This window comes from Bacillus sp. RB3 (assembly GCF_030164735.1).
GTDB lineage: Bacteria > Bacillota > Bacilli > Bacillales > Bacillaceae_G > Bacillus_A > Bacillus_A cereus.
Genome location: NZ_JASNGE010000007.1, coordinates 18,747 through 32,367, shown reverse-complemented (window position 1 = coordinate 32,367; position 13,621 = coordinate 18,747). Strand labels below are relative to the sequence as shown.

Below are 13,621 nucleotides of genomic sequence, written 5' to 3'. Positions count from 1 at the left end.
ATTATCATGCCCGTTCACACTTCATATATCCAATACATATAAAACAAAAAGAGTCTGATTCAAAGTAATATATGAATCAGACTCTTTTCCTCTTATTTAGAATACACAATCTTTTTAATCGTTTCCCCAGAAAGAAAATATTCTTCTGCAAGTTGATGAATAGCAATCCCACTTTTAAACGCTTCTTTAATTGCTTTATTTCTTTCATCTAATTGTTTTCTTCCGCCAGATCGTGTACCCCATTTATAATGTTTCGTTTCTTGTTTCGGAATGTAAATTGTTTCACCTTGTATATACTTTTGAATTTCAGTAATTAAACTCTCCGGTAAAACAGCATTAGCTTTTACGTATTTCATTTCTGCTCGCCCCTTATTTTTTATGGTTCATTTCAATAAGGTGCAAAGCCAAATATAAAAAATGATACGAGCTCATATAGGCGATTGTATATTACTTGTCTACCTCACGCAAAGTATCGCCATTTCCATACTTGGCTTTGCATGAGACGTTGCAGTGTCTGGCAATTGAATTATAATCGCCATATAAACACCTCCTAATATACCTTTTGCATTTTATTATATGATAAATTCCTTCTCCTTGCATCCACACCCTTCTTAAAGCACGAAATTTTATCTAAGAAGGGCTATCAGTTCGTAACAGTAAATGAATTGCAAAAAAGAGCAAAATAAAAAGGTAGCGTATCTTTGTATGATACGCTACCTTTCTTTTTATATAATGCCAAGTACATTTAAGAATACGATAATAATCGCAATTGGTGCGATATAACGAAGTAAGAATAACCATAATACGAATAGTTTATAACCTTTATTTTTACTTACACCTAGCTCTTTCATTAATACATCTTTCTTCATTTTTAAAGGAACAAAGATAGAAACTAATAATACACCAAGTGGCATTAATACGTTACTTACTGCATAGTCCGCTAAATCAAAGACTGTCTTCCCGAAAATCTTCAGATCACTTAATATACCGAATGATAATGCTGATGGTACCCCAACAACGAAGATTAATAACCCTACGATTAAGGCCATTTTTTCACGTTTCCCTTTACCTTTTGATGTTAACGATGCGACACTAATTTCTAACATCGAAATTGCTGATGTAATCGTAGCGAAGAAGAATAATAATAAGAAAACGATGAAGAATAATTTTCCGAATGCCATTTTACTGAAAATAGCTGGCAATACGATAAATAATAGTCCCGGTCCTTGAGATGGTTCCATTCCAAATGCGAACACAACTGGGAAAATTGCAAGTCCTGCAAGTAATGTAATAACAAGAGTTAAGGCTACGATAGAAAATGCTGAACGTGGTAAGCTTTCTTCTTTCGGTAAGTATGAGCTATACGTTACCATAACGGCTACCCCAACAGATAATGAGAAGAACGATTGCCCCATTGCGTATAAAATAACTTCTGATGTTACATGTGAGAAATCAGGTTGTAAGAAGAAACGAACTCCTTCTCCAGCACCATCTAACGTAAGTGCACGAACGATTAATACAAAGAATAAAACGAATAGTGCTGGCATGAAATATTTATTTACTTTTTCAACACCATTTTGTACACCTTTACTTACGATAAAAATAGTAATAAGGATGAATAATAGCTGTGATCCAACTGCTAAATATGGATTGGAAATGATTTCACCAAACGTAGCTTCGTATGCTCCATTTCCTTCCCATAGTCTACCTGTAATCGCATTCCATAAATATAATAAAATCCAGCCTCCTACAACACTGTAGAAAGAAAGTAATATGAAACATGTTACAATTCCTAATTTACCTAACCAAGGCCATAACGTTTTAGGAGCAATCTCTCTATATGCATCAACAGCCTCTTTTTGTGTACTTCTTCCAATAACAAATTCAGCTAATAATAGCGGTAAACCAATTAATAATGTGAAACCGATGAAAATTAGGAAGAACGCTCCGCCTCCTCCAATGCCGGCCATATATGGGAATTTCCAAATCGCCCCAAGACCAATTGCCGAACCTGCTGCAGCTAATACGAAACCTAATTTCGATGTCCATTGCTGTGAATTCATTTGTTAATCTCCTCTCTATCTCTTTTTCTTTGTTACAATTCGGTATTTATATTGTTCTATCAATACTCTTTTCTAATACGTTCACTTCCTCCCTAATAATAAAAAAACGCCCCTACGTAAATACGTAGGGACGACAAAAATATCGCGGTACCACCCTAGTTGTGAAGAACACTAAGAAACCACCTAAATAAAAACGCCCCTACGCAAAAACGTAGGGACGATAAAATATCGCGGTACCACCCTAGTTATGAAGCCACACCAAAGTTAGGACCTAAATAAAAAACGTCCCTACGTAAATACGTAGGGACGATAAATATCGCGGTACCACCCTAGTTGTGAAAAAATCTTCACCACTTTATTTGATAACGGTATAAACTACCGTCTTTCATTTCCTCAAAATATGAGATTTATGAAAGATGCTCCAGGACGAACTTCATGAATAATCTATATACTGATTCACACCAACCATCAGCTCTCTGAAATAGGGAGATATTCACTACTATACCCTTTCATTGCCCAAATATTATTTTCCGAATTGATTACTATCATTTTTATCACACATTAAAAATAGTGTCAACTTATATTTCGAATTTTTATGTATTACAATCTATTTAAAAATACGAAATATAAGTTTTAGTTTAGAAAACAAGTAGCTTAGTACATAACGAATTCTAACAGGCAATAGAAAAAGAATTACGTATTATTGATACTTATTCAATAATACAAATCATCTAGAAACATAACCTGTCTCTCTGTATTCATTTTTTAAGAGTTTGATGGATACCAAGAAAATTTCGCATCACTATCCAGTGGTCTATTTTTCGTTTCTTCTTTAATTACACGAAACCATTCATTTAGAATTTGAGTTTTGGGCAATTGAGCAGCAAGGCTATCTTCCAAAATTATATGTGAGAACCAGGCTTTCGTTTCCCATTCAAACTGCAATTGTGCGAACGAAATTATAGGGTGATCAGCTCCACGAAATTGCTCATTTACTGCATTTGAAACTTCTGGAGCTTGCGGTAACAACTCGTTCTGAATTCTATTTCTTATCGTCTCATTTTCTAGCTGATCCCAGAAATACAATTGCCCATTTATTTGATAAAAAATATCAAATGAAGCCTCACCTTTCTTCAAATTCAATAACACGAAGGCACGTTCCACATCATTGTCAGCCGCTTTTACAGCATTAACAATTATATTTTGTGCCATTGATACCCAGTAACTAGTCGCTTCCTCTACCGGTGATTCAACATACAATTCTTCACTTAATTCATGAAGAGTAGCTTCTTGCTCATTTACTTTTTCAACTTTTTTAAAAAACCTATTAAAAAAACCCATAACTTCCCCCTTATTACTATTTTCTATTTCACAAAATAAAAAATAGATTTTTCTTGCTCATCCACATTTACTCCTGGCGCGTATGTATGAACTTGTTGCAACACTTCTTCTATTAGCAACTCTAACTCCTGCACACTTTTTTCTGGATTCCCTATTAATGTGTCCGCCATACGTTCATATAATTTTTCAGGTTTAATAGTCATTCGTTCCACATTATTAGGCATCCATTTAAACGCTGGATGATGTACGTACATTTTATTCAAACCAAATAAAACACCGAATACGTTCCTTTGTACTTCGCAAATAACGTCATAAAGCATAAGCCAATCTTTCCGTTTTAAAAGCGCCTTTCGATTGTGCCAACGATTACTTAACCATAGATTTTCTGAAATCATCAGTTTTGCTAGTTCATCTGGATATGCCGCTACTTTTTCTTTTAATTCATTCACTTTCCCTTCTCCATACAAACTAACACCATCTTGAATGGATGATACAATACATTGTTTTTCATAATTTATATCATATTGATCCACCACATCCGAAATTACTTTCTCTACTGTCTCTGTTAAAAAGTTACTAATCTCTAATTTAATTCCCTCTTTCGTTAAATACGTTTCCGACCATTCTTCTTCCTCATACGGATGATACGATAATATTTTCCCATCAATATGATAAATAGGGGCCCTACGATCCTCATCTTCCGGCGGTGTTGACCATAAAATATGTAATTCTATATCTGAATGTTCATCTTCAAGCTTTCTAGCTACTGAACCCGCTAAAATAATAGCTTCTACTTTCGGATTTTGCCTATAAATCTCTGACATCTCTATCGCTCTCTCTTTTAATCCCATTTCATTTCCCCCTAAAATTGCAGTAATCCCCTATATTTCATTTATCTATTTCGATATTACAGCTTGCATTACCTTTTCAAATTCCTACTTAATCATATTTCTATCCAATAGCGCTGAATAACTTCACCAGTACGAGAAGAAACTACTTCATTTTCTAACACACCTCCAACCTTTTGAATCGTTTTAGCAGAACCGATATTGGATTTATCGCAAGTTATTAATACTTTTTGCAATCCTAATTTTTGCGCTTCAGCTAATGCAAGTTGTAGTTGTTTCGTAGCGTAACCGTGGCGACGTTTATTCGGATGGACACTATATCCAATATGACCGCTTTCCCGTAATAATTCTGGATTTAATCTATGTCTAATATTCACAAAACCTATAAGTTCCCCTTTTTCAAAACTTAAAAACTGACTAGATGGCACTCGATTAGCTAGTAAATTTTCTCCTAGTTCTTGTTTACTCACTTTTTCAAACCATTCATCAAGAGAATCAAAGTTTTGTAAAGAACTACTTCCATGTGGTTGTTCCCCTGAGTGTAAAAACGCTTGTCTATACGCCGTAATACGCTCACTATATTCATGGATTGGTTTTAATAGTTTCATTGTTCTTCTCCCCCTCTTCATTCCATAAAACAAACACCTTAATAGCAGCTATTCACTATTAAGGTGTTTCTATCCTTTTTATTCAAATAACCCCATGCTCAAATAACGTTCACCTGTATCAGGCGCAATACATAAAACTTTTTTACCAACGCCTAGACGTTTCGCTATCATGATTGCAGCGTAAACAGATGCTCCAGAAGATGGCCCAACTAATAATCCTTCTTGTCTAGCTAAGTTTCTCATTGTCGTTAAAGCCTCTTCGTCTGCAATTTGAATAATTTCGTTATACACTTCTGTATTTAAGTTTTTCGGAATAAATCCTGGGCTTGTTCCTACTAGTTTATGAGGACCTGGTACACCACCGGATAAAACGGGAGATCCTTTCGGTTCCACTACTGCAATATATAAGTTTGGCAATTTCTCTTTTAACGTTTCACCAGTCCCTGTAATCGTTCCGCCTGTTCCTGCCGTTGCAACAAAAGCATCAAGCTCTCCCTCCATTTGTTCGTAAATTTCAAGTGCAGTCGTATAACGGTGAATATTCGGATTAGCTGGATTTTCAAATTGTTGCGGGATAAAACTATTCGGTATTTGTTTTTGCAGTTCTAACGCCTTCGCAATTGCTCCTGGCATTCTTTGTTCTGCTGGTGTTAAAACTACTTCTGCCCCGTATGCTTTCAATAAATTAATACGCTCTTTTGACATATTGTCTGGCATAATTAAAATCGCTTTATACCCTTTAGCTGCTGCGTTCATCGCTAAACCAATTCCTGTATTCCCGCTTGTCGGTTCAATAATTGTATCCCCTGGTTTAATGAGACCATTTTCTTCTGCAACGTGAAGTAAATTATAAGCAGCACGGTCTTTCACACTACGTGATGGATTAAACATTTCTAGTTTCACATACACGTCCGCTGCGTCTTCCGGAATAAATTTAGATAATCGGACGACAGGTGTATCTCCTATTAATTCTGTTACGTTTTCACATAATTTCATAGTGCATCCCCTATTCTATCGTTTTCTTATCACTTGGTAATAACCATGAAGTAAGTCCAATTAACGGTAAACAACTACATAATATCATAATGAACTGAAGGCTATATATATCAGCTAACTTTCCTAGTACTACAGCACCTAGAGCACCAAGGCCGAACGCAAGACCTACAATTAGACCTGATACCATCCCTACTTTTCCCGGAACAAGCTCTTGCGCGTATACAACAATTACACTAAAACTACTTGAACTAATAAAACCGATACATAAAAATAAAGGTACGACCCACACAAGTGAGACATGTGGTAATAACAGCGCAAGTGGCGCTGAACCTAACATTGAAAATACGATGATGTTTTTCTTACCAAATCGATCTGCTAACGGTCCCCCGAAGAAAGTGCCTAACACACCAGCAATCATAAATGCGAATACGAAATACTGGGCATTTTTTATAGATAAACCATAATGCTCAATTAAGTAAAATTGATAGAAATTCCCGATACCGGCACCGTACCAAGAGCGCACAAAAGTAAGAAAAACAAGAAGTATAATAACAAATTTAATGTGTGTACTTACAATTGCATTTTCCGCCTCAAGCGCAGCTCTCTTCTTCCTTCTTACAGCGCCGGTTGCTAATTCATTTTTGTACCAATTCGATACGAAAATTAATAATGCAATTCCTACTGCTGCAAATGCTGTAAAACCTAATGAACCAATTTGACCGAGTGGAACGAAAATTAGCGCTGTAAAAATAGGAGCTAAAGAATTCCCCGTGTTTCCCCCAACTTGATAAATCGCTTGCGCTAACCCTCGTTTTGCACCTGCCGCCATATACGCAACACGAGCGCCTTCTGGATGAAAGACTGCGGAACCTAAGCCAATAAATAAAACAGAAATAATAACAATAATAAAGTTTGGTGCAAACGCGAGTCCAATCATTCCAAGCATACTTGAAAACATACCGAGTGGTAATAAAAATGGTGACGGCTTCTTATCTGAATACATACCAAACACCGGTTGCATAATCGATGACGTCATATTTAACGCAAACGCAATCCACCCTACTTGCATATAGGATAAATTCATCGTTTTTTCCAAAATAGGAAACAACGCCGGCACAACTGCTTGCATCGAATCATTTAAAAAATGTCCGAAACTAATCGCAAATAATATTCGATATATTGTCGGTGTTTCTACTGTGTTTTTTTGTGAAACTGCCTGCATATGTGAATCGCTCCTTTCTGTACAAAATATATATTTATTACAGTAGGTGTAATAAATTCTGACTTTTGAAACATTTCTATTCTATACTGCTTTCATTTCTTTTTCCAGAAATATAACTTAACTCCCATCATTGACTTGCATCCTTGTAACTTTCAGCAGTAAAACATTATAGAAAAAGGCAACCCAATCACAAACTGGGTTGCCTCTTACATTAAATTGCAAAACGCTTATACTTCTCATAATCGCTCGTCTTACATTCCACTTCTAGTTTCGTACCTTCATTTTCATAACTCGTTGATAAAACGTGCGCATGATTATTGAAATACGAAACTACCTGTCCGTGATCATACGGAATTAACATTTCACATTTCGTATATTCTTTATAAATATGGGAACGAATCATTTCTACAAGCTCTTCAATTCCAACATGTTTCTTCGCAGATAAATACACGCGGTCTTCTTGTACTTTCGGAATTTCAACATCCACCATATCTGATTTGTTATAAGTATAGATCGTTGGAATATTTTCTACTCCAATTTTCTTTAACGTTTCATTTGTAATATCAATTAATTGTTCATAATTTGGATTTGCGTAATCTACGACGTGAATAAGTAAATCTGCTTCCGCTACTTCTTCTAACGTTGAACGGAACGCCTTCACAAGATGATGTGGTAATTTACTTACAAATCCAACTGTATCTGTTAATAAAAATGATTTATTATCTGGCAAATCAATATTTCGTACAGATGTTTCTAACGTCGCAAATAACATATCTTTTTCAAATACTTGTTTTTCTTCTGTACCATTATAAATTTCAAGCATTGCATTCATCGTCGTTGACTTTCCTGCATTCGTATAACCTACTAATGCTACAACAGGTATTTCATTTTTCTTACGTTGCTTTCGCTGCGTTTGACGCTGGGCAACGAGCGCTTCTAAATCTTTATTCAAAACTGAAATTTGTTCTTCAATTTTACGACGGTCTAACTCTAGCTTCTTCTCACCGACACCTTTATTTTTCGTACCAACGCCGCCGCTCTGTCTCCCTAACGATTCACGAAGACCAATTAAACGAGGCATCATGTACTGAAGGTGTGCTACTTCTACTTGCAGCTGTGCTTCTTTCGTTTTCGCACGTTGCGCAAAAATATCTAAAATTAAAATGGTACGATCAATCACCTTACAATCTAAATCCTCTTCTAAATTTCGAATTTGTGAAGGAGATAATTCATCATTAAAGATGACCATATTCGCATCTATTTCTTGTACATACGCTGCTACTTCTTCAATCTTTCCTTTTCCGATATAATGCGATGGATTTACTCGTTGTAAATTTTGCGTTACTTGCCCAATTACCTCTACATCACAAGCTTCCGCAAGATTTGTTAACTCTTCCATCGAATATGCAAAATCATCTTCATTACCTACATTTACTCCAACTAAAACTGCTCTTTGTAATACTTCTTCCATATATTTATTCCTCCATTTCGATTACGTAAAATAAAAAACACAGGTCGCTGCCTGTGTTTTCGTAAACGGATAAGGGTTCACCAAAGAAATAGAAGAAAGCTATGCTTTCATCCTATTTTATAGTCAAAAAGTCCCAAGATCGTATACGTATACACAATAAGCGTTCACCTATACAATCCCATTCTATTTATAAAGGCAAAACAAAAAGAGGGCGTATTCGTCCCTCCCTCTTTTTCACATATAAGCTTAATAAAGGGTTCCTTTAAAATAGGCAGACCAATCCCGTTCACTCTGTACACAGACAGAGCCTTTGAGCGCTATTCAATTATTGGCACAAAGTATTGAGACGTAATCTGATTAAGATCAAAGGAAGCCCCTCCGTTCATTTTAAGTTACATAAAGTGTAGCATAAGTAATTCGCTTTCACAAGGTTTAACAACCTATATCACACTAAAGAAAATCGTTATTTTTTTACTTTAATCGTCATTTTTTGCGAGTTTTTCTCACAATAAAAATAACAAAAGCAATTATCAATTTTAGAAACTTCTCGTATATTATTTTTACAGCACTCGCCAAATTCCTTCATAGTAAGTTAAGTATTATCGTTTTAATACAACAAAAATCTATATTGACATTTTTATAACCTAATATTAGTATCAGGTTATAAAAATAAAAATTAGGAGATGTTCCTATGCATTCTAAATCTCGTATTACTGCAATTGGTACTTATGTTCCAGATCAAATATTGTCTAATAACGATTTAGAAAAGATGGTCCATACGAATGATGAATGGATTGTACAAAGAACAGGAATGAAGGAAAGAAGAATCGCTAGCGAAGAAGAATATTCCTCAAACTTAGCCATTAAAGCAATTAAAAATTTATGTACAACATATAAGAAAAACTTAGAAGATGTCGACTGTATCATTGTCGCTACTACTACTGCTGATTACGTTTTCCCTAGTGTTGCTTGCCAAATACAACAATACTTCAACATACCTCATACACTAGCTTTTGATTTAAATGCAACTTGTGCTGGTTTTACATATGGACTACACGTCGGTAATAGCTTAATCACTTCTGGATCACATGAAAAAATACTTGTCGTAGCGACAGAGACATTATCTAAAGTTACTGATTATACCGATAGAACGACCTGTATTTTATTCGGTGATGGTGCTGGAGCTATTTTATTAGAAAGAGATGAAGACACCCCAAGCTTTATCGCTGCTCACATGGGAACAAACGGTGATGGCGGCATTCATCTATATAGAACAAACTTATCTACTACTATGAATGGCACACCACTGCAAACAAATGAAAAAATCGTTCAAAATGGAAGAGAAGTATATAAATGGGCAACACGAACAGTGCCAAAAAGCATAAAAAATTTATTACATAACGCAAATATGCAAGGGGATGATATAGACTGGTTCATACCCCACAGCGCTAACTTACGAATGATTGAATCTATTTGCGAAAAATCTCAAATTCCAATACAAAAAACATTAACGAGCGTGGAATATATGGGGAATACCTCTTCAGTCACCATTCCACTCGCTCTAGATTTAGCTATAAAAGAAGGAAAGTTAAATAATGGAGACACACTTTTACTATACGGATTCGGTGGTGGTCTTACACATTTAGGGCTTATTGTAGAGTGGAATTTAATTTAAGTGTATAAAAAGAGGCTCTAGTCAGTAACTAGAACCTCTTTTTCATTTAATTTCTTGCCCCTTTTCGAGACCATATCACAACAGGAATAAGTAATAACGCTAACACGCCTCCAGCCAATGACAATGCCGCATAACTTGAATTCGCTACTACCATACCTGACATCGCTCCACCAGAAGCTCCAGCTAGCGCAATAAAAACATCTATTTTCCCTTGTGTTTTAGCACGTGTAGACGGTGTTGTGGAATCAACGATTTGTGCTGTACCACTAATCAATCCGAGGTTCCATCCTAGCCCAAGTAAAGACAGAGCAACGATTAATAGTAATAAAGAATCACTTGGCGCTATCGCAGCTATGACACCCGCTGCAAGTAAAATCACTCCACCAGCTATGCTCATTGTAGTTCGGCCAATTTTATCAATTAACATTCCTGTAACGAGAGATGGAAGATACATTGCACCTACATGAAAACCTATCACAAGTCCTACTGCACTTAAACCGTGACCGTGGTGTCCCATATGAACTGGCGTCATCGTCATAATCGCAACCATCACGATTTGCGTAAGTATCATTACGATTGCTCCAACTGTAATACCTCGTTTATTTTCTTTCACTTCTTCTGTTATTGGTTGCCCTTTATATGTATGTTCCTGTTTATATCTTTCTATTATGTTAGCAATAATTAACGGATCTGGACGAAGCATAACAAAAAGAACTAGACCCGCCAGTATAAATGCTGCTGCCGATAGTATGAACGGACCTGCAAGTTTAGGAACTCCAATTGAATGCGCAAAACTACCCATTACTCCTACTAAATTTGGTCCTGCAACTGCACCGAAAGTCGTCATTACCATCGTAATACTAACAGCCGTTGCTCTCTGCTTCTTATCTGCTAAATCTGTACCTGCATAACGAGCTTGTAGATTCGTGGCTGTACCGGCACCATATATGAGTAAAGAAATAAGTAAAAGAATAATGCTATTCGTTAAAGCTGCCATTACAACACCAATTGCTCCAAATCCACCTACTATAAACCCTGTTGCAAGACCTATCCGGCGTCCATATCGTTGCGAAAGCTTCCCTACTATGAAAGCTGCTAATGCTGATCCCAATGTAAACATAGCAGTTGGTAATCCTGCAAATGCATCTGTTCCAAGCATTTGCTGCGCAAGAAGTGCTCCCACTGTAATACCAGCAGCTAGTCCTGCACCGCCAAACATTTGTGAAATGCTGACGATTATTAACGTTCGTTTGTATAGTTTTTGTTGCTCTTCTTCTGTGTACACATGATTATCTATTAAAGCCCCTGCCTTATCTAGCAATTCCCCATCCTCCTTTTAAAATTAATCCCTCTTGTTAATGTACTATGTATAACGTTACATATTCAATGGCATTTTCCATTCATCCCTTTCATTCTAAAAAACTTTCTAATCATACTCGACTTATCCCATGCTATATTAAAAATACTACTATTCACAATATGCAAGGAGAAAACAATGAAAAAAACAGTAGAATTATGTGAAGCTTGCAAACATGATCCAGTATATAAAATAGAAGAATCCGATGAAGCAAATCAACCTTATAAATTATGTAACCAATGTCATGAGCGTCTTATTTCGTTATCTTTACACCCTAAAGAATGGTACCACCTTGTAATGATTCACTCACCTTACAAGTATTATTTGCACGATAGTTTTTATGAAGAAGATGGCGAAGCGAAGCAACCAAAATTAGAGATGAATGAGCAGAACCTTACACCCGTGCCCACTTTAGAAGAAGTTCGCTCTAGTTTAGAGGAATTACTTGATTACACCATGACTAGATGGTTTCTTCAAGAAGCAGAAATTGAAGCTCTTAATAGGTACGATCAAAACGAAGTATTAGATGCTGTTATAAATCGCTTTTCAAACACAATGAATGGTGTAATTAAAACTAGATTACTTGAGATTGTTATATGTGTACTAGGAGAATTCGCCTCAGATTGGATAAGAAAACTGTGGAAAGAATTTGATGAAGATTTACTTGCACCTCTTTCTCACGCTGCAGCTTACTGTTTACCATTTGAAGAAGCCTTTCCTTTAGTAATAGAAAGACTAAAAACAGTATTAAAAAGTGAGCTTCCGACCACTTCCTTCATTTGTCTGCATTCTTTTCAATCCTCAGAAACATTAGATTGGATAGAGGAACATGCAGTATCATTTCATAGCGATTGGGCGCGATTAGCTGCAGTATCACAACTAACTTGGAGACGAATTAAATCTTGGCTAAGAAAAGGACACCCCTTAAGTTTAATCGCACTGGATGCAATGGTTAGCTGTATATCTTCAAATGAAGATGTACTACATGAAATGGATCCAAAAATTTTATTAGCAGATCCGTCAGAAATAAAGCCAACTTTAATAGCTTACAAAGAAAGAGATAATGTTCCAACCGTCAAAACAAGTGTTAAAACTATTTTAGAAAATAAAACAGAAATATTTCAATACATGAATCCTTTACAAATATCTATCAAAAAGAAACCACAAAACTTTTTAGTTATGGATGGCACAGTACAAATCCATGAAAACAGACTGGATGAGTACGTAAACTTCATTAATACAAACAACTTTACTGGTGTTTACATTAATGATCTTAGATATAGTTTGCACCATATTAATTTTCTTGAACGCTGCCCACAAATTGAAAGCTTACATATTAGTAGTACATATATTACTGATTATTCAGCCCTATATAAATTAAAAAACTTAAAATCTTTATCACTAGAAGAACCACAAGTTCCACTAAACTTAACAGAGCTAGAAAGCTTTACAAATTTAGAGGAACTTCACATACAGTGTAATAAAAACATTAAGGGCTTCGAATCTTGTCCTAACTTAAAAGAACTATACATTTGGAAATACAAACCGAAACAAAAGAACCTTGAAGAATTAATTTCTTTGCAAAAAATCGAAAAACTAAGCATTACACAAGGGAATATTAATTCATTAAAAGGATGTAGATCATTCCCTAAATTAAAGCATTTAGAACTCAATTATTTAAGACATTTAGAGCATATTGATGAAATTGAAAACAATGCTTCAACTTTAAAATACATCGAATTCGATCATTGCAGTAAGCTTAAAAACCACGAATATTTGCGCTATTTAACGGAATTAGAAACTCTCATCTTATCAAGTTGTGGTAACATACGAAATCTACAATTCATTAAAGAACTACCAAAATTAAAACATTTAAGCTTCGTGGATTCTACGATTGTAGACGGAAATTTAAAATCTTGCGTCGGAATTGATTTTGTTGGTTTTAATAATAAAAGGCATTATAGTCATAAATTTAAAGAATTAAATCCAGATTTTTCATACTAACGTAAGGAAAACAGGCTAATAGCAGCCTGTTTTTCT

General features: G+C 35.5%; 11 protein-coding genes and 1 other annotated feature. Of the genes, 2 read left to right on the top strand and 9 right to left on the bottom strand.

The features are described 5' to 3' along the window. Positions 1-92 precede the first annotated feature (92 nt). From QO049_RS11630 to hflX, 8 genes are all read right to left on the bottom strand, one after another. Entirely contained in the window at positions 93-356 is a 264-nt protein-coding gene (locus QO049_RS11630; RefSeq protein ID WP_000878325.1) for a CD3324 family protein, read from the bottom strand. A 369-nt stretch (positions 357-725) separates the two neighbouring features. Beyond that, entirely contained in the window at positions 726-2,063 is a 1,338-nt protein-coding gene (locus tag QO049_RS11625) for a sodium-dependent transporter (protein WP_001088187.1), read from the bottom strand. Between the two features lie 299 nt (positions 2,064-2,362). Continuing rightward, positions 2,363-2,585, bottom strand: a binding site (T-box leader). Between the two features lie 243 nt (positions 2,586-2,828). Continuing rightward, complete coding sequence (locus QO049_RS11620; RefSeq protein WP_246962518.1) at positions 2,829-3,404, bottom strand: hypothetical protein; 576 nt, start codon at positions 3,402-3,404, stop codon at positions 2,829-2,831. A gap of 23 nt (positions 3,405-3,427) precedes the next feature. After that, positions 3,428-4,255: a DUF4037 domain-containing protein gene (locus QO049_RS11615; RefSeq protein ID WP_246962516.1), complete on the bottom strand. Its 828-nt coding sequence runs from the start codon at positions 4,253-4,255 to the stop codon at positions 3,428-3,430. A 92-nt stretch (positions 4,256-4,347) separates the two neighbouring features. Continuing rightward, positions 4,348-4,860 carry a GNAT family N-acetyltransferase gene (locus tag QO049_RS11610; RefSeq protein ID WP_000771279.1) on the bottom strand — a complete coding sequence of 171 codons (513 nt, stop codon included), beginning with the start codon at positions 4,858-4,860 and terminating at the stop codon, positions 4,348-4,350. A 78-nt stretch (positions 4,861-4,938) separates the two neighbouring features. Further along, positions 4,939-5,856 (bottom strand): cysteine synthase A, encoded by a 918-nt coding sequence (gene cysK / locus QO049_RS11605; RefSeq protein ID WP_000762279.1) that lies wholly within the window; start codon positions 5,854-5,856, stop codon positions 4,939-4,941. Between the two features lie 10 nt (positions 5,857-5,866). Continuing rightward, positions 5,867-7,078 (bottom strand): MFS transporter, encoded by a 1,212-nt coding sequence (locus QO049_RS11600; protein ID WP_001149411.1) that lies wholly within the window; start codon positions 7,076-7,078, stop codon positions 5,867-5,869. Positions 7,079-7,289: 211 nt separating this feature from the next. Beyond that, on the bottom strand, positions 7,290-8,549 hold the full coding sequence (gene hflX, locus QO049_RS11595) for a GTPase HflX (RefSeq protein ID WP_246962513.1): 1,260 nt from the start codon (positions 8,547-8,549) through the stop codon (positions 7,290-7,292). Positions 8,550-9,240: 691 nt separating this feature from the next. On the opposite strand from hflX, the gene QO049_RS11590 reads away from it, so the two are divergent. After that, on the top strand, positions 9,241-10,224 hold the full coding sequence (locus QO049_RS11590) for a ketoacyl-ACP synthase III (RefSeq protein ID WP_246962511.1): 984 nt from the start codon (positions 9,241-9,243) through the stop codon (positions 10,222-10,224). A gap of 46 nt (positions 10,225-10,270) precedes the next feature. Here the strand turns inward: QO049_RS11590 and QO049_RS11585 are convergent, their stop codons facing one another. Beyond that, complete coding sequence (locus QO049_RS11585) at positions 10,271-11,545, bottom strand: MFS transporter (RefSeq protein WP_000884517.1); 1,275 nt, start codon at positions 11,543-11,545, stop codon at positions 10,271-10,273. Positions 11,546-11,719: 174 nt separating this feature from the next. Here QO049_RS11585 and QO049_RS11580 point away from each other — a divergent pair, with 174 nt between their 5' ends. After that, positions 11,720-13,585, top strand: coding sequence for a leucine-rich repeat domain-containing protein (locus QO049_RS11580; RefSeq protein WP_098619741.1), 1,866 nt, complete (start codon positions 11,720-11,722; stop codon positions 13,583-13,585). The last annotated feature ends 36 nt before the right edge of the window (positions 13,586-13,621 follow it).